This is a genomic window from Endobacterium cereale (assembly GCF_009617585.1).
Taxonomy (GTDB): domain Bacteria; phylum Pseudomonadota; class Alphaproteobacteria; order Rhizobiales; family Rhizobiaceae; genus Neorhizobium; species Neorhizobium cereale.
In genome coordinates this window covers 291893-309167 of record NZ_WIXI01000045.1, presented here as the reverse complement: position 1 = coordinate 309167, position 17275 = coordinate 291893, and the positions used below count along the sequence as shown (strand labels likewise).

Genomic DNA, 17275 nt, shown 5'->3' with positions numbered 1-17275 from the left:
GGTTTTGTCCCTGAAAAAAGCGATGTGGTCAGTCATGTTCAAAACAGCAGATTGCCCATGCGCCCCACCGCCTCGATCACCGATTGCTGATCGAGTTCATCGATCGGCACGAAGGTCGATTTCGTTTCGCTGCGGATCAGCACGCCGTGATAGAGGCCGAGTTCCTGAATGGATGAGCAGGCAAGGGGCTCGCTACTTCTGAGCATGATCTGTGCACCGGGGCGACAGTCTTCATGAAGATCATAGGAGCGGCGCATCATGTCTTCGGACAGCATAGAGCCTGCCGTGACCCATGCAACCGCTAGAACGGCGTAACCGGCCACTCCCATATTGATCAGCAGCGCTCCGCCAAGGACGAGAAAACCGATGCCGATCAGAAGCTTGGGAAGAAACATGCTGGCGCCGATGAGCAGTGGCAGGCCAAAAATGGAAGTGCCGATCACGGCAGCGACATGTCGTCTGTCCAGCCCCTGCAGCCGATCCCGCGCGGCATCCATCAGGTCGGTCAGTGATCGGAACGCCTGAAGGCCGGCCAGCGTCACGGTCGCGAACAGCAGGAAAATGACGGTTCCGGCGCCGCGAAATACGCGCCCGCTGAAGGGCGCATTCCACAACAGCGCGTCCATGTTTTCCGGCCATGGACGTGCGATTGCTGCGATCTGGCCGATATGGATGCCGCAGATATAGAGAAGAAAGCAGCCGACGATAAACAGCAGGTACGGCCATCCGCCTTGCGCGATCTTCGTCTTCTCAGCCCTGTTCATGGCGTCTTTTGTCCCATCCTCGCCTGGTGGCAGATTTAGGGCGTGGGTGAGCAAACACAACCGGATATTCCGCGAAAACCATTGGTGTTATTACCCTTTTTAAGGAAGCATGAGGGTGAGGTAATATCCCGAAGCCCGGGCTTGGGCCCCGAAACACGGACCGCCTTTCAGGCACCGTTGCGCCCGGATCGAAACCGGCTACCATCCGGGTCCGATCAACGCATGGGAGTGTCAGGTCCGGATGGGTTTCGCGCGAAGATCCGTGTTGTTGACCGGCAGTGCCCTGCTGTTTCTGGCCGGAGTTTTCGGCCCGGCCGAGGCGGCGCAACCGACCGGACCGCCGGACAAGAACAAATGTCTCTACGAACGCCCCGATGCCTCGCCGACGCTCTGCATGAGGCGCGAAACATTCAACACCGATCTGTGCCGCACCATCGAACATTTCGCCCGCGCCCATGCTGTTCCGCCAGCCTTTTTCGCCCGGCTGATCTGGCGCGAAAGCCTGTTCCGGCCGGAAGCAGTCAGCCCAAAAGGCGCGGAGGGCATTGCCCAGTTCATGCCCGGCACGGCGCGCATGCGCGGGCTTTCCAACAGTTTCGATGCAATCGAGGCGCTCGATGCCTCGGCGAATTATCTGGGCGAGATGAAAACCCGTTTCGGCAATTTCGGCTATGCCGCCGCCGCCTATAATGCCGGAGAAAACGGTCTTGGGCGGTTTCTCTCGAATGAGCGCCTGCCGATCGAAACCCGCGATTACGTCTTTGCGATCACAGGTGCCACGATCGAGATGTGGCGGGACAAACCACCCGAAACGGCAGCACCGGAGCTGGATGAAAAGCGCCCGTTCCTTGAAGCCTGCACCGTGCTGGCCGACACACGGCGAATGAATGAACCGGTGTTTGCCGGCTCTGCCGATTGGGCGCCGTGGGGTGTGCAGCTTGCCGCGCATTATCGCCCGGCCATTGTCGACCAGCTGTTTACGCGCGCCATCCTCCGGTTGCCGGAGCCATTGAATGTCGAGCGTGCGCTGATCGTACGCCAGCGCGGCGGCAATTTCGGTTATCGCCCGCGTTATGCGGCACGCATCGGCCGCGAAACGCGCGAGGAAGCCGACAAGCTCTGCGCGGCGATCAAGGCGGTGTCGGTGCCATGCACGGTGTTCAGGAACCGGTGATGCATTTCGCCAGCAGATCATCAACCACAGATGCGAGCGGTCGTGTCGCGTTGATGGCCACTGCACTGGCGGGAATGTCTTCTTTTGTGGCGTGCAGGCGCAGGATCAGTGCCTGTTCGCCCGGATTGCTGCCGAATTCGCCGTCCGGTCTCTCGGCAAGCCGGCTCTTCAAGGTCTCGACATCGATATCTAGCACAAAAACGCCGTCGAACAGGCCGATGAATTGATGAAAATTCCTTGAGCCGCCGCAGAAGAACGAGACCGGATGGTTTTGGTCGACCAGCAAGGTTCGAACCTTGTTTATATCCCACACGTGATGTGCGTGAACGAAGCCGGGATCGTGACTGTTCGTGTGCCACGCGGTGTTTTCTAGTGGTTCACCGGTTCGTGGATCACCGCTATAAGCCAGCGTTCGATCGCCGTGGATGACATGGTAACCGCGCCGTTCGAGTTCCGTCGCAACCGAGGTTTTGCCGGCGCCGGAGATGCCCTCGATCAGATAGTTTCTGATAGCCATTTCATCTCCGCGCAGGTCATGACGCCGAGTATAGTCACCTAATATGATGTTTCGGACGTCATACGGGTTTTGTCAGCTCGACAGCTTTGCCACGATGCGCCGGGCCGCCTCGCGCGGTATCCCCTCGGGATACATGAAATTGTGGATCGTTGCGCCCTCGATTATGGCGTCAAGCGATGTGGCCACATCGGGCGAAAAATGTCGCTCGAGCGCCTCCCGGCTCTTGGCCATCCATCCGGTCATGACGTGGCGGATATCCGGCTTGCGCGCCACATAGGCGTATAGCTCCAGAATAAGGGTCATTTTCCGTTCGGTCATGGCGAACCAGCCGCACATGACGTCCACCACTGCCTCACGCGCTTCCTCTGCCGTTTGCGCCTTTTGAAACGCCGCGTCGAAGTGGTGGGCGATCTCCTGCGTGAGTTTGAGAAACGCCTGCTCGATCAGGTCGTCGAGGCTGGCGAAATGATAGGTCATCGAGCCCAGCGGCACGTCGGCCGCTTCCGCCACCCGCCGGTGTGTGGTGCCGGATACACCCTGAACGGCAATGACCTCCAGCGTCGCCTCGATGATCCGCGCCTTGCGGTCGGGATCATATCGCCTGTTGCCGCCCGAAGATCCTTCTGCCGCCATCTGTCTATTCCCTTCATTCACGCCTTGACGTCTTATGCGTACAAACGTACATAGCGCAAGTGTACATTTGTTCCTAACGTGGCCGATGGAGTTTTTCTTGACCACCTCAATTCAGAAACGCCGGTTGGCATTGTTTGCGTTCTTCTTCATTCCCGGCCTCTCCATGGCATCCTGGGTCACACGCACCCCGGCCATCCGTGACAGTCTCGGCGTGTCGATCGCCGAAATGGGAGCGGTGCTGTTCGGCCTGTCCGTCGGCTCGATGACAGGCATCCTGAGTGCCGGCGCGCTGGTCGGCCGTTTCGGCACACGCAAAGTGATGTTCACGGGGCTTTGTTTCATCATCTTGTCGCTGGCCACTTTGGCATTCGGCGTCACGATCGCATCGTCGCTGACGGTTGCCCTGGGCTTGGCGTTTTTCGGCCTTGGCGTCGGTGCGGCGGAAATCGCCGTCAATATCGATGGCGCAGACGTGGAGTGCATCACCGGCAAACATCTTCTCCATGCGCTGCATGGTTTTTTCAGCCTCGGCACGGTCTTTGGCGCCCTGATCAGTATCGCTCTCAATGCCCTGCATTTCCCGGTTGCATGGCACATGGCGGTGATCGCACTGATCTGCATCCCGGTCATCGCCACCGCGATCAGGCATATCCCGGTCACTTCCGTCGTTCAGGAAGGCGAGGGCACCCATACGGATGGTTCGGCCCGACACACCCCCGTCTGGAAAGAACCGGTCGTTCTGCTGATAGGCTTCATTGTTCTGGCGATGGCGCTCGCCGAAGGCGCTGCGAACGACTGGCTGCCCTTGCTGATGGTCGATGAATACGGTTTCAGCCCGACAGCCGGTTCGATGGTCTTTCTCGGTTTCGCCACCGCCATGACGGTCGGCCGTTTCGGCGGCGGCGTGCTTCTCAACCGTTATGGTCGGGCGGCCGTGGTGGCGGTCAGCGCCGTCACCGGGGCGGCGGGCATCGCCATCGTCATCTTCGCCAGCCATCCGGCTCTGGCGGCAGTGGCCGTGATCTTGTGGGGCCTCGGCGCATCGCTCGGTTTTCCTGTCGCGCTCTCGGCAGCCGGCGATTCCGGCCCTAACGGTGCGGCCCGCGTGAAAATCGTAGCCGTTGCGGGGTATGTCGCCTTCCTCGTCGGCCCGCCGCTTCTGGGTTTCGTGGGCGAGGAATACGGTCTGCGCAATGCGATGATCGTCGTGCTTGTTCTGGTCGCGCTGGCAACGTTTTGTGCCCCTGCCATCCAGCGTCGGGGTGCGGGAGCCAAGGTGGTCGAGGTGTAAACGGAAACCGCCGCAAGGCCTTGGAGCGATACCCACAATGCGAAAGGGCGGCACGAATGCCGCCCTTTCGTCGATCATTTTTCTGAACAAAGCATAGAGACAACATTCCGCGCCTTGTGGGGGAAATCTAGCGCCGACGTTTTGCCTCATCGGCGGTGATCGTCATGGCAGGCTCAGATTCAAGCACACTGCGTACGAGGTTCAAAACCGGGTTGGGTTCGATAGCGTTGCCCTTCAGATGGGCCACCTGCACCGCATGCCGTTGCGTTGCCTCGCTCTCGGTTTCAAAGTCGCAGGAGCAGACGACGAGATAACGGCCCCCCTCATGGCGGATCTCGAAATCCCATCCGTGGTCCTCTGCATAAGGCTCGCCGCAATTCAGCCCTTTCTCCACCAGCGCGGCCTGCAGCCAGGCCGCCATTTCATCGCCGCCGATCATCTCGTTGATCCCGCCCGGACGCGAAGCAGTGCCCTGAAACAGGGCGGTCTCGATTTCAAAGACGTGATGGAAATGCATGGACGTGTTCCTATTGGGAGATATGGACTGGCAACGGCCAGTATCTGGCGCGAATGCCGCTGGCCTGCAGCAACTCTCTCATCGGCTCGGTGACCATGAATTGATGCGGTCGTTTGAGATCGACGAACAGGCCGAGTGCCTGTGGCGGAAGCGCCGTGATGACATAATCTTCAAGCTTGAATGTCTTGAGTTTCGGCCAGAAGCGCATCGGGGTGAGGTTTTCGTCGATAATATCAACGATCCTGGGCCGGACGACGTAAAACCCCTCGATCTGGCCTCCCACCCATTCGAGCAGGTCTTCCTTGCCCCAGACAAGCCGCACTTGGTGAAACTCCACCGCCCCCGGCGCGAGTGCCTCGCAAGCCTGTTTGAAACGGGCGTTGAAGACCGGCACGCAAAAACTGTCGATGACGTCGGTGAAATGGAAATCGTCGCGGTTCATAGCATTCGCATCGAAATCCCCGACATGGATGTCGCCGCTATACATGGCCTCGCGGCACTCTTCGTCGCGAACAGCTTGAAGCCGGCCGAGCGGGTGGTCGTCACTTCCGGAAATGCTGTAAATCATATTGATGCCTTAACCTGGGAGCTCGAGGTTTTGTTGCCGGGCCTGCCGTCAATCCGGAATAAGCCGCCAGTCCAAACTCTCAAACAAGGCGGAAAAGCTTTTCGCCACGCAAACGAAATCAGCCTGCGTGATCGGCTCGTCCTCGCGATATTTGCGATGGGTCTCATAGGAGCTGAACAGAACCTCGCCGCGCCTTTCTCCATCGAGGCAGAGAAAATATTGGGCATTGCCCATCTGGCTTGCGATGGCAAGCAGTTCGGGCGGCATCTCCTTGAAGCGGAAAGCGTGTAATTCGGCAATATCACCATAGTCGCCCGGTTGGCGCAGAAGTCCGTAAAACGGCGCAATGTCCCAAAGATTGCCCGGGGCGTAATAGTCTATCTCGGCCAGTTCGGGGCTGATGGTTTCGCCCGGAAAACACAGCGCGATCCCCTGTTCAAGGGCATTCACCGGTTGGGGAAATCTGCCGCCATTATAGGTGAGCAGAAATTGCCGGTAGGCGTCCGGAAGGCGGTAGCCGATCGCCGTCTCAAAGGTCTGCAGGTCAGTCCCGGTCGGCAGGTTTTCATAAGGCAGGATTGTCAGTGACATGCGATGGGGGAGCTTCTGCTTGCGTCAATGCCATCAGGCATCTAGGGCACAATAACTTGCACTCAACCGGTTTTGCGCATCAAACACGAAAAAGGGCGGCCTTGCGACCGCCCTTTCCGTATTCTGAACCGGTTGGCTCAGACATAAGACCTTTCGGTCTTACATCATGTCCATACCGCCCATGCCGCCCATGCCGCCAGGCATGCCGCCGCCAGCCGATTCCTTCTTCGGAAGTTCGGCGATCATGGCTTCGGTGGTGATCAGCAGCGAAGCAACCGAAGCTGCATTCTGCAGAGCCGTGCGAACAACCTTGACCGGGTCGACGATGCCCATGGCGATCATGTCGCCATATTCAGACGTCTGGGCGTTGTAGCCGTAGTTGTCTTCGTTCTTCTCGAGGATCTTGCCGACCACGATCGAAGCTTCGTCACCTGCGTTTTCTGCGATCTGGCGAACCAGCGACTGCAGAGCGCGGCGAACGATGTTGACGCCAGCTTCCTGGTCGTCGTTCTCGCCCTTGACGGTGATCTTGGAAGCAGAACGGAGCAGGGCAACGCCGCCGCCCGGTACGATGCCTTCCTGAACGGCCGCGCGGGTCGCGTTCAGAGCGTCGTCGATGCGATCCTTGCGTTCCTTGACTTCGATTTCGGTCGAGCCACCAACGCGGATGACGGCAACGCCACCAGCGAGCTTGGCAAGACGTTCCTGCAGCTTTTCGCGGTCGTAGTCCGAAGTGGTTTCTTCGATCTGCGCCTTGATCTGGGCAACGCGGCCTTCGATGTCGGTCTTCTGGCCAGCACCATCAACGATGGTGGTGTTTTCCTTGGAGATCGAAACCTTCTTGGAACGGCCGAGCATGTCGAGCGTGACATTTTCGAGCTTGATGCCGAGGTCTTCGGAGATGACGGTGCCGCCCGTGAGGATGGCGATGTCTTCCAGCATGGCCTTGCGGCGATCGCCGAAGCCCGGAGCCTTGACGGCAGCAATCTTCAGGCCGCCACGCAGCTTGTTGACGACGAGGGTCGCAAGAGCTTCGCCTTCAACGTCTTCAGCAATGATGACGAGCGGCTTGCCGGTCTGAACGACGGCTTCCAGAACCGGAAGCATCGCCTGCAGGTTCGACAGCTTCTTCTCGTGAAGGAGAATGTAAGCGTCGTCGAGATCGGCGATCATCTTTTCCGGGTTGGTCACGAAGTAAGGCGACAGGTAGCCGCGGTCGAACTGCATGCCTTCGACGACTTCGAGTTCGGTTTCAGCGGTCTTGGCTTCTTCGACGGTGATAACACCTTCGTTGCCGACCTTCTGCATGGCTTCAGCAATGTCTGCACCGACCTGCTTGTCGCCGTTTGCGGAGATCGTGCCGACCTGGGCAACTTCAGCCGAGGTGGAGATCTTCTTGGCCTTCGCCTGCAGGTCCTTGACGACTTCTGCAACAGCGAGATCAACGCCGCGCTTCAGGTCCATCGGGTTCATGCCGGCAGCAACAGCCTTTGCACCTTCGCGAACGATCGCGCGGGCCAGAACGGTTGCAGTCGTGGTGCCGTCACCGGCGATGTCGTTGGTCTTCGAAGCAACTTCGCGGACCATCTGGGCGCCCATGTTTTCGAACTTGTCTTCAAGTTCGATTTCCTTGGCGACCGATACACCGTCCTTGGTGATGCGCGGAGCGCCGAAGGACTTGTCGATAACGACGTTACGACCCTTCGGGCCGAGCGTTACCTGCACTGCGTCAGCGAGGATGTCGACGCCGCGCAGCATCTTTTCGCGCGCAGAGCGGCCGAACTTTACTTCTTTAGCTGCCATTTTGAGAACTCCTAGAGCTTAAGCTCAATGGTGATTTCTGATTATCGAAAGGAAGGATCGACTGAAAATCAGCCGATAACGCCCATGATGTCGGATTCCTTCATGATCAGAAGGTCGACGCCATCGAGCTTGACTTCAGTGCCCGACCACTTGCCGAACAGAACGCGGTCGCCAACCTTGACGTCGAGAGCAACAAGCGTGCCCTTGTCGTCGCGTGCGCCAGCGCCGACAGCGATGATTTCGCCTTCAGCCGGCTTTTCCTTGGCGGTGTCAGGGATGATGATGCCACCCTTGGTCTTTTCTTCAGACTCGACGCGCTTGACGACAACGCGATCGTGCAGGGGGCGGAAAGTTGTGCTTGTCATTGTCTAATCCCTCGATCAAATGACATGGACGGGCCGGTGAGGCCCGCGTGATGATGTTAGCACTCCTCATATGTGAGTGCCAGCGCAACCGAGATAAGACCGGGTCAGAGCCGAGTCAAGGAAGCCCCGTAAAATTTCGCTACAGGCTGGCTGGGCTCGCCAAACAGCGTTAACGGCGCTGTGTGACAAGAGTTAACGCCTCGCGACGTGATTATGCCCCGCAGTGCAGCTGCGGCAGAAGCGAGCGGAAAACAGCCTCGGTGTTGGCCGAAATCTTTTCCCGGTCGGCCAGAGGCGCGGTCCCTCTCACGGTCAACACCTTGCCGCCGTTATACAAGGCGTATCGGCGCTGGACTTTTTCGCCAAACTTGTTTTCGAGCGTGTAACCGACAGACGGTCCTTCAACAAACGTCTTTGCGCTGCAATTGGGTCCGGTTTTCAGGCATTTCTCGGTGAGGGTATCAGCCGTCACAGTGCCGTCTCTCAAGCCCTGTTCCCGGTCATCGTTGGTGCCCAGAAAAATTGCGATCGTGCGAGTATCTGCGCAATCGGCGCATATGATCTGCGCAGAGCCGTCATCCATGGGATCGACGGTAAACCCTTCGCCCACAATGGCGGGGTCAAGCTTGAGATCTCGGACTTTTCCCGTGCAGAAGCCGGATTGTGCAGCCGCCTGGGTCGCTCCGAGCGCCAGAAAAAGTGAGAGACTCAACGCTGCTTTTGCAGATCTGCGCATATTTGTTCTTATCCGAATGTGTTTTGAAACTAACAATACTGGTTATATGACCGTAACGCTTGTGTCTGAACACAGGCTAGGAAGTGTAGCCGCGGCATGGTCACAACCCGTAAGCTTCGTCATACGGCCTTTACATGACGTTTTTAGGGAATGTTTTGTGGCCATAGTGTCGCAGGGCAAGGGGAACACATGACGGCATTCGACGGCGCAGACAGTCAGGTTGGCACGCGGCCCACACTTTCCGAACTGACCGGCGTTTTTGCCCGCATCGGGTGTTTGAGCTTTGGCGGTCCGGCCGGCCAGATCGGCATGATGCATCGCAGCCTGGTAGAAGAAAAACGCTGGATTTCCGAAGAGCGTTTTCTGCATGCGCTGAACTACTGCATGCTGCTGCCGGGGCCGGAAGCGCAGCAGCTTGCCACCTATATCGGCTGGCTGGTCGGCGGTATCAGAGGCGGCATCATCGCCGGTCTGCTGTTCATCCTCCCGGGTCTGTTCGTCATGATCGGCCTGTCTGCAGCTTATGCAATCTGGCAGGAAACAGCATGGCTGGATGGCCTGTTTTTCGGCCTGAAAGCGGCGGTGCTGGTGATCGTCGTCGAGGCGGTGATCCGGCTCGGCCGCAAAACTCTGAAAACCGGATTTTTGCGGGGCATCGCAGCTTTTGCTTTTGTTGCGCTGTTTTTCTTCGGTCTGCCGTTTCCGCTGGTCGTGCTCGGTGCCGGCATTGCCGGTTTCGTGGCCGCAAGGATGGGCGATAAGCCGGATTTGCCGCTGGCACAGTCGGCCGACCTGCCGGAGAAGCGTCGCCCTTTGCGCGCCGTCGCTTCGCTGCTGTTGTGGATCGCCGTCTGGCAGGCGCCGCTGTTGCTGCTCTGGGCACTTTCCGCGCCGGAAAGCCTGGCCGCAATGTTTTCGTTCTTCTCGCGCATGGCGCTGGTCACCTTTGGTGGTGCCTATGCGGTTCTGGCCTATGTGGCGCAGGTTGCGGTGGAAGATCACGGCTGGCTGCGTGCCGGTGAAATGGTCGATGGGCTGGCGCTCGCCGAAACGACGCCCGGCCCGCTGGTTCTCGTCCTTTCCTTTGTCGGCTTCCTCGTCGGTTTTCGTGAGGCATCGGGCTTGGGCGTCATCGCCGGCGGCGCTTTGGGCGCGGTTCTGGTGGCGTGGGCAACCTTTGTGCCCAGCTTCATTTTCATCTTCGCCGGTGCGCCCTTCATCGAGCGGCTGCGCGGCAACGCGGTCATGTCGGCGGCGCTGTCGGCCATTACCGCCGCCGTCGTTGGCGTCATTCTCAATCTGGCTTTGTGGTTCGGCCTGCACGTCCTTTTTGCCGAAGTCGTCAAACTTCCGATCGTGCCATCACTCGGCCTCACCGTCTCGTCGCCGGTACTCTCCAGTATCGATCTCGCCGCCGTCGCGCTGTTCATTTTGTCTGCTTTTCTGCTGTTTCGCTTCCGGCTTGGCCTGGTGCCGGTTCTCTTGTTCTGCGCCTTCGCCGGGCTGGCGCTGCGGCTATCAGGCCTTGTGTGAACCGCAGCTTTGCATGTGACGCAGAGGTGAAATATCGACAGCGAACAGCAAATGCCCTTGCCATCGTCATTGTGCTTTGCGACATGAACGCCTGATTTTTCTTAAAAGAACGGGCAGCAGGCATGACACAGCGTATCCAGAGCTTGAGCGAAGTGACCGGCGGCTATGACGTCGTTCTTTCCGATGTCTGGGGCGTCGTGCACAATGGCGTGGAAGCCTTTCCGCAGTCCTGCGAGGCGCTTGCGGCCGCCAGCAAGGCCGGCGCCACCGTCGTTCTGATCACCAATTCGCCACGCCGCTCCGCCGATGTCATCATCCAGATGCGGGCACTCAATGTTGCCGACGAAACCTATGACCGTATCGTCACATCGGGCGACGTCACCCGCAAATTGATCGCCGAAGGTCCGAAAAAGGTGTTTCTGCTCGGGCCTGAGCGCGACATCAACCTGCTCGATGATCTCGGCGTCACCGTCACCTCGGCCGAAGAGGCGGAGAGCATTGTCTGCACCGGCTTTTTCGATGACGAGAAGGAAGTGCCGGAAGATTACACCGACATGCTGAAGGCATGGGTCAAGCGCGACCTGCCGTTCATCTGCGCCAATCCGGACCTGATCGTCGAGCGCGGCCACAAGATGATCCCCTGCGCCGGCGCCGTTGCCGCCTATTACGAACAGCTCGGCGGCAAGAGCCAGATTGCCGGCAAACCGCATCACCCGATCTACGAAGCGGCGATTGCGCAAGCCGAACAGGCGCGCGGACCGGTGGAGCGCTCGAAAATCCTCGCGATCGGCGACGGCATGCCGACCGATGTGCGCGGTGCGCTTTCACAAGAACTCGACCTGCTTTATATCAGCGGCGGCATCCATGCTGCCGAATACACGGTGGACGGTCAGACGGACGAAGCGATCCTGAAGGCCTGGCTCGCCGGTGAAAATGCCACGCCAAAATTCTGGATGCCACGGCTGGCCTGAACGGAAATGTTTGCGCAATGACCGTCTTCCATCGCAATGAGAAAAAAGACCCGCTGCCCGAAAACCTCAAGGGCGGCGTCATCGCCATCGGCAATTTCGATGGTGTGCATCGCGGCCATCGCAGCGTGCTGGAACGGGCGCTTGAGCTGGCGAAAGAGCGCGGCGTGCCAGCCCTCGTTCTGACCTTCGAACCGCATCCGCGTACCGTCTTCAAACCGGATCAGCCGGTCTGCCGCCTGACGGCAGCCCCGCTGAAAGCCCGTATTCTCGAAGCGATGGGTTTTTCCGCCGTCATCGAATATCCGTTCGACCGCGAATTTGCCGGTCGCTCGGCGGAAGAATTCATCCAGACGATCCTGATCGACTGGCTGGGCGCAAGTGCCGTCGTCACCGGCTTCGATTTCCACTTTGGCAAGGGCCGCGAAGGTGGCCCGGCCTTCCTGATGGCATCGGGCGAGCGCCACGGTTTCACCGTCTCGCTGGTCGATGCCTTTCGGGATGAAAACGCTGATGTCGTCTCGTCCAGCCGCATCCGTGAGCTGATCGCTGAAGGCGACATGGTCGGTGCCGCCGGCCTGCTCGGATATCGTTATACGGTGGAAGCGGAAGTCATCGATGGCCAGAAGCTCGGCCGCCAAATCGGTTTCCCGACCGCCAACATGTCGCTGCCGGGCGAGGCCGAACTGCGCAACGGCATTTACGCCGTGCGTTTCCGCCGCCCCAATGGCGAGCTTTATGATGGTGTTGCCAGCTATGGCCGCCGCCCGACGGTGACGGAAAACGGTGTGGCGCTTCTGGAGACCTATCTGTTCGATTTTTCCGGCGATCTTTATGGCGAGGTTTGCGCCGTGTCCTTTTTCGGTTTTCTGCGCGACGAGGCGAAATTCGACGGGCTTGACCCGCTGATCGCCCAGATCAAGCGTGACGAGGAAGAGGCGAGGGCGCTTCTGTCAGGTGTTCAGCCGCTCGGCCCGGTGGACAGGGATATTGCTTTCGCGCAGACTGCGAAAAACGGAGAATAACCATGGCCACCACCCCGCGCCGCCCGACCAACCCGAAGGATGCCGCCGAAGCCCTGTTCGCACCGGTGAAGAAGGCGGCGGCTCCTGCCGTGGAAAAACGCGCTCCGCCTTCGGTGAAGGAACAGGTGGCGATCAAGCTCGACAGCGCGGTGATCGAGTATTTTCAGGAAGACGGCCCCGGCTGGCAGGATCGCATCAATGATGCGCTGCGGGCGGTGATGGAAGCCAATCCGAAGGATTGATCGTCAAAGCGGTCTAAGTGGAAAAAGTGCCAACTCGTCAGCCCATGGGTCGAATACCGCTGCCCCCGAGTTCAGGACGTCCTTCTTGTTCGGCGTGACAAGATAGAGGTCGTGTTCAAGCGCCGTCGCGGCGAGAAGCGTATCGATGACGGGCGGCGCATTACGTGTTGCCAGCTTGATCCGACCACTGATCTTCCCCCACCGTCGGACAACATTATCCGAAACCGATAGAGTACGGCCGGCAAAGCGCATCTCCAATCCATCTCGAGCGACCGTGTAACGATGGCGGTTCTCGTCGTCTGCTGGAAGTTTTTCGATACCCTTGTCATACTCGGCCAGCGTCAGCACGCTGATAAATACACGTGCTTCCGACTGTCCTGCCGCCCATCGTTTTACCGAGGGTGCGCCGTTCGGGTTGATCAGCGCAGAAATTACATTTGTGTCGAGCAGCCAGCCGTTCACAACTCGACATCCCGTCCACGATCGTCATCACGCGTGATGTTCAGGGTATGGAGGCCGAGGCTTTCCATGAACTCGACAAGAGGTTTTTCCGGCTTGGGCTGGGTCAGCTTTGCCAATTCTTCCGTACTAATGATGACGACGCTGTCTTGCCCGCGTACGGTTACATGTTGGGGACCTTCGCTGCGGGCGCGCCGTACGACTTCGCTGAAACGTGCCTTGGCATCCTCCAGCTTCCAGATGTTATCCTGAGCGGTAGCTTTTCCGGGCATGCGAACCTCCAACTGGTCAGATAGTCAGTTATATGCTCGGTCACCACAACAGTCCAGATTGCATCGTCGCCCAATTCCCCCTTCCTTTCCGCCATAAAACCCCGTAATAACCGCGGTCATGACAGATTTCCGGTCGGCCCAGATCAAGATGATCATACGAATTATCGGCCCGGCTTTCCGCGCGCTGTAAGCAGCGGCCGGAAGGTCCGGGATTTTGGCGCTTGTTCACGCGCCTCCGCCACCGACATTTTCCCGCACGCGCCCCCTTGTCGGCGCCAAGAGACGATTGCCCAAAATGACCGATAACGTTGAAAAGCTCGATTACTCGAAGACTCTCTATCTGCCGGAAACCGAATTCCCGATGCGCGCCGGCCTGCCGCAGAAGGAACCGGAAACCGTTGCCCGCTGGCGCGAGATGGATCTTTACAAGAAGCTGCGCGCTTCCGCCGCCGGTCGTGAAAAGTTCGTGCTGCACGATGGCCCTCCCTATGCCAACGGCAACATCCATATCGGCCACGCGCTCAACAAGATCCTGAAAGACGTCATCACCCGCTCGTTCCAGATGCGTGGCTACGACAGCAACTACGTTCCGGGCTGGGATTGCCATGGCCTGCCGATCGAATGGAAGATCGAGGAAGAAAACTACCGCGCCAAGGGCAAGGCCAAGCCGGACCTGAAGCAGCCGGACGCGATGATCGAATTCCGCAAGGAATGCCGCGCCTATGCCGAAAAGTGGATCAAGATCCAGGCGGAAGAATTCAAGCGCCTCGGCATCGTCGGTGATTTCGACAACCCGTATCTGACGATGAATTTTCACGCCGAAAGCCGCATCGCCGGCGAACTGCTGAAAATCGCCATGAGCGGCCAGCTGTATCGTGGTTCGAAGCCGATCATGTGGTCGGTCGTCGAGCGTACGGCGCTGGCGGAAGCCGAGGTCGAGTACCACGATTACGAGAGCGACACGATCTGGGTGAAGTTTCCGGTGGTTTCCGGTTCTGCGGAACTGGCTGACGCCCACGTCGTCATCTGGACGACCACCCCATGGACCATCCCCGGCAACCGCGCCATCGCGTTTTCGCCGCGCGTCGCCTACGGCCTCTACGAGGTCACCGAGGCTGCCAACGATTTTGGCCCGCAGCCGGGCGAAAAGCTGATCTTCGCCAATGGCCTGTCGGAAGAATCCGCTGCCAAGGCAAAGCTCGCCTTCAAGCGTCTGCGCGATGTTTCCGCCGAAGAACTCGGCGCCATCAATGCTGCGCATCCGTTGAAGGATCTCGGCTACGACTTCCCTGTCCCCCTGCTCGCCGGTGATCACGTCACCGACGATGCCGGTACCGGTTTTGTCCACACTGCACCGTCGCACGGTCGCGAAGACTTTGATGCATGGATGTCCAGCGTCAAGGAACTCGAAGCGCGTGGTGTCGATCCGCGCATCCCGTTCCCGGTTGATGACAGTGGCACTTACACCGCCGACGCCCCCGGTTTCGAGGGTGGCCGCGTCATGGATGATAACGGCAAGAAGGGTGATGCGAACGACCGCGTCATCAAGGCGCTGATCGAACGCAACGCACTGTTTGCCCGTGGCCGCCTGAAGCATCAGTATCCGCATTCCTGGCGTTCTAAAAAGCCGATCATCTTCCGTAATACGCCGCAATGGTTCGTCTATATGGACAAGGATCTGGCCGATGGCACGACGCTGCGCACCCGTGCGCTAAAGGCGATCGACGACACGCGTTTCGTGCCCATCAGCGGCCAGAACCGTCTGCGCGCCATGATCGAACAGCGCCCGGATTGGGTGCTTTCGCGTCAGCGCGCATGGGGCGTCCCGATCTGCGTGTTTGCCGATGAAGACGGCAATGTCCTGCAGGACGAAGCCGTCAACGCCCGCATCCTGGAAGCCTTCGACGCCGAAGGTGCCGACGCATGGTTTGCTGCCGGCGCCAAGGATCGTTTCCTCGGCAATGGTCACGACCACGCCAAGTGGACCCAGGTCATGGACATCCTCGATGTCTGGTTCGACAGCGGCTCCACTCACACGTTCACGCTGGAAGATCGTCCTGACCTGAAATGGCCGGCCGACGTCTATCTCGAAGGCTCCGACCAGCATCGCGGCTGGTTCCATTCCTCGCTTCTGGAATCGGCTGCCACCCGCGGCCGCGCCCCTTACGACACGGTCGTCACCCATGGTTTCACCATGGATGAAAAGGGCCAGAAGATGTCGAAATCGGTGGGCAACGTGGTAGCCCCGCAGGACGTGATGAAGGATGCCGGCGCCGATATCCTGCGTCTGTGGGTCATGACGTCGGACTATGCTGAAGACCTGCGTGTCGGCAAGACGATCATCCAGACCAATGTCGATGCCTATCGCAAGCTGCGCAACACCGTCCGCTGGATGCTTGGCACGCTGGCCCATGACGATGGCGAAGAGATCGCCTACGCGGAACTGCCTGAACTCGAAAAGCTGATGCTGCACCGTCTGTCCGAGTTGGATAAGGTCGTGCGCGAAGGGTATGACGCGTTCGAATTCAAGAAGATCGCCCGCGCGCTGATCGATTTCTGCAATATCGAACTGTCGGCCTTCTATTTCGATATCCGCAAGGATGCGCTCTATTGCGACGCCCCGTCGTCGTTGCGTCGCCGCGCGGCGCTCGCCGTCATCCGCAAGATTTTTGAATGCACGGTGACATGGCTTGCACCCATGCTGCCGTTCACCACGGAAGAAGCATGGCTTTCCTTGAAGCCGGATGCGGTGTCCGTTCACCTCGAACAGTTCCCCGATGTCCCGGCCGAGTGGAAAAACGAAGCCGTTGCCGAAAAGTGGGCAAAGATCCGCAAGGTACGCTCGGTTGTCACGGGCGCTCTCGAAATCGAGCGCAAGGACAAGCGTATCGGCTCGTCGCTGGAAGCGGCGCCTGTCGTTTACGTTGCCGATGCCGAATTGTTGAAGGCGCTGGAAGGTCTAGAGTTCGAGGAAACCTGCATCACCTCGGCCATCACGATCACGTCGGGCGAAGGCCCGGCTGACGCGTTCCGTCTGGCCGAAGTGGCAGGTGTTTCGGTCGAACCGAAGCTTGCGGAAGGCGTAAAATGCGCCCGTTCGTGGCGGGTGACGACCGATGTCGGTTCTGATGCCACTTATCCCGACGTTTCGGCGCGTGATGCCGAGGCATTGCATGAGCTGGCCAAGCTCGGCAAGCTGTAAGCTTCGCTGAAACAGGTACATTAAAAAGGGGTGCGGTCCATTGGATCGCGCTCTTTTTTGTTTTGGTCCAATATCCGACAAACCAGCCGCAACATTGCATGCAGATGCTTTTGAACTTTGGTGATCCATGACCGTAAGACATTTAATCGTGAGCGCTTTGATTTCGGTGTCTTTTGTCGGTTGCCTGTTCCTGATCTGGCTCAGTCCTTATCTGCTTCTCTCAAGGGTAGCGGAAGATCAGTTTGGAAGTGACTTCAGGTATGTCTTTCCCGATTACAGCGTGCGGAACTCGGTTGGAGAGCCGGAGTCGTTTTGCACAGGCAATGTGTATGATCTGAGCGCGCTGTCGTTTTTGCTGAGATCGGCCAACGCCGCCTTGAACATATCCCGCCCCGATACAATCCCGATCCATGCAGCCGTTTACAAAGGGGAGAATGTCTATCTCTGGAGCTTCAGGAACATGCGATATGTAGCCGTCGCGCATGGCACTATGGTTTACAACGGCGAGCGATATGCTTGCGAGCAGAGACCTTGGTAGGGGCGACGGTTGGGCGTGTCAGGCTTTCATGGAGAATTCAAATGCGACGGATGATTGCGCATCTGTGCATCATCCGT

The 17275-nt window shown here is 58.8% G+C and carries 18 protein-coding genes; 7 read left to right on the top strand and 11 right to left on the bottom strand.

What is annotated here, in order from left to right; translation table 11 throughout:
- Positions 1-38: 38 nt before the first annotated feature.
- Complete coding sequence (locus tag GAO09_RS16950) at positions 39-764, bottom strand: hypothetical protein (RefSeq protein WP_153355178.1); 726 nt, start codon at positions 762-764, stop codon at positions 39-41.
- 241 nt (positions 765-1005) lie between these two features.
- Between GAO09_RS16950 and GAO09_RS16945 the strand changes: the two genes are divergently transcribed.
- Positions 1006-1938, top strand: coding sequence for a lytic transglycosylase domain-containing protein (locus GAO09_RS16945; RefSeq protein ID WP_153355177.1), 933 nt, complete (start codon positions 1006-1008; stop codon positions 1936-1938).
- Here the strand turns inward: GAO09_RS16945 and GAO09_RS29680 are convergent.
- On the bottom strand, positions 1925-2455 hold the full coding sequence (locus GAO09_RS29680; RefSeq protein WP_209018743.1) for an AAA family ATPase: 531 nt from the start codon (positions 2453-2455) through the stop codon (positions 1925-1927). The genes GAO09_RS16945 and GAO09_RS29680 overlap by 14 nt on opposite strands.
- 72 nt (positions 2456-2527) lie before the next feature.
- Positions 2528-3088, bottom strand: a complete 561-nt coding sequence (locus tag GAO09_RS29675) for a TetR/AcrR family transcriptional regulator (RefSeq protein ID WP_209018742.1) — start codon at positions 3086-3088, stop codon at positions 2528-2530.
- 97 nt (positions 3089-3185) lie between these two features.
- Between GAO09_RS29675 and GAO09_RS16935 the strand changes: the two genes are divergently transcribed.
- A complete protein-coding gene (locus tag GAO09_RS16935; RefSeq protein ID WP_209018741.1) occupies positions 3186-4379 on the top strand; it encodes an MFS transporter in 1194 nt (397 codons plus the stop codon).
- 127 nt (positions 4380-4506) lie between these two features.
- Here GAO09_RS16935 and GAO09_RS16930 read toward each other — a convergent pair whose 3' ends face one another.
- The 6 genes from GAO09_RS16930 to GAO09_RS16905 all read right to left on the bottom strand — a co-directional run bounded on the left by GAO09_RS16930 (position 4507) and on the right by GAO09_RS16905 (position 8995).
- On the bottom strand, positions 4507-4896 hold the full coding sequence (locus GAO09_RS16930) for a hypothetical protein (protein ID WP_153355175.1): 390 nt from the start codon (positions 4894-4896) through the stop codon (positions 4507-4509).
- A gap of 10 nt (positions 4897-4906) precedes the next feature.
- Positions 4907-5464 (bottom strand): hypothetical protein, encoded by a 558-nt coding sequence (locus GAO09_RS16925; RefSeq protein ID WP_153355174.1) that lies wholly within the window; start codon positions 5462-5464, stop codon positions 4907-4909.
- Positions 5465-5512: 48 nt separating this feature from the next.
- On the bottom strand, positions 5513-6055 hold the full coding sequence (locus tag GAO09_RS16920) for an SMI1/KNR4 family protein (RefSeq protein WP_153355173.1): 543 nt from the start codon (positions 6053-6055) through the stop codon (positions 5513-5515).
- Between the two features lie 159 nt (positions 6056-6214).
- Positions 6215-7858 (bottom strand): chaperonin GroEL, encoded by a 1644-nt coding sequence (gene groL, locus GAO09_RS16915; RefSeq protein ID WP_153355172.1) that lies wholly within the window; start codon positions 7856-7858, stop codon positions 6215-6217.
- Positions 7859-7926: 68 nt separating this feature from the next.
- Positions 7927-8223: a co-chaperone GroES gene (groES, locus tag GAO09_RS16910; protein ID WP_153355171.1), complete on the bottom strand. Its 297-nt coding sequence runs from the start codon at positions 8221-8223 to the stop codon at positions 7927-7929.
- A 211-nt stretch (positions 8224-8434) separates the two neighbouring features.
- Positions 8435-8995: a hypothetical protein gene (locus GAO09_RS16905; RefSeq protein ID WP_153355170.1), complete on the bottom strand. Its 561-nt coding sequence runs from the start codon at positions 8993-8995 to the stop codon at positions 8435-8437.
- 153 nt (positions 8996-9148) lie between these two features.
- On the opposite strand from GAO09_RS16905, the gene chrA reads away from it, so the two are divergent.
- From chrA to GAO09_RS16885, 4 genes are all read left to right on the top strand, one after another.
- A complete protein-coding gene (chrA, locus tag GAO09_RS16900; RefSeq protein WP_153355169.1) occupies positions 9149-10492 on the top strand; it encodes a chromate efflux transporter in 1344 nt (447 codons plus the stop codon).
- A 122-nt stretch (positions 10493-10614) separates the two neighbouring features.
- A complete protein-coding gene (locus GAO09_RS16895) occupies positions 10615-11463 on the top strand; it encodes a TIGR01459 family HAD-type hydrolase (protein ID WP_153355168.1) in 849 nt (282 codons plus the stop codon).
- A gap of 17 nt (positions 11464-11480) precedes the next feature.
- Positions 11481-12485 (top strand): bifunctional riboflavin kinase/FAD synthetase, encoded by a 1005-nt coding sequence (locus tag GAO09_RS16890; protein WP_153355167.1) that lies wholly within the window; start codon positions 11481-11483, stop codon positions 12483-12485.
- Positions 12486-12487: 2 nt separating this feature from the next.
- Complete coding sequence (locus tag GAO09_RS16885; RefSeq protein ID WP_153355166.1) at positions 12488-12727, top strand: BrnA antitoxin family protein; 240 nt, start codon at positions 12488-12490, stop codon at positions 12725-12727.
- Positions 12728-12730: 3 nt separating this feature from the next.
- Here the strand turns inward: GAO09_RS16885 and GAO09_RS16880 are convergent, their stop codons facing one another.
- Both GAO09_RS16880 and GAO09_RS16875 read right to left on the bottom strand, forming a co-directional pair.
- Positions 12731-13189: a type II toxin-antitoxin system VapC family toxin gene (locus GAO09_RS16880; RefSeq protein ID WP_324185419.1), complete on the bottom strand. Its 459-nt coding sequence runs from the start codon at positions 13187-13189 to the stop codon at positions 12731-12733.
- The gene (locus GAO09_RS16875) at positions 13186-13458 is read right to left on the bottom strand and encodes a type II toxin-antitoxin system prevent-host-death family antitoxin (RefSeq protein ID WP_153355165.1); all 273 of its coding nucleotides are present in this window, start codon (positions 13456-13458) and stop codon (positions 13186-13188) included. The genes GAO09_RS16880 and GAO09_RS16875 overlap by 4 nt, the downstream gene beginning before the upstream one ends.
- A gap of 295 nt (positions 13459-13753) precedes the next feature.
- Here GAO09_RS16875 and ileS point away from each other — a divergent pair, with 295 nt between their 5' ends.
- Complete coding sequence (gene ileS / locus GAO09_RS16870) at positions 13754-16660, top strand: isoleucine--tRNA ligase (protein WP_153355164.1); 2907 nt, start codon at positions 13754-13756, stop codon at positions 16658-16660.
- Positions 16661-17275 lie beyond the last annotated feature (615 nt).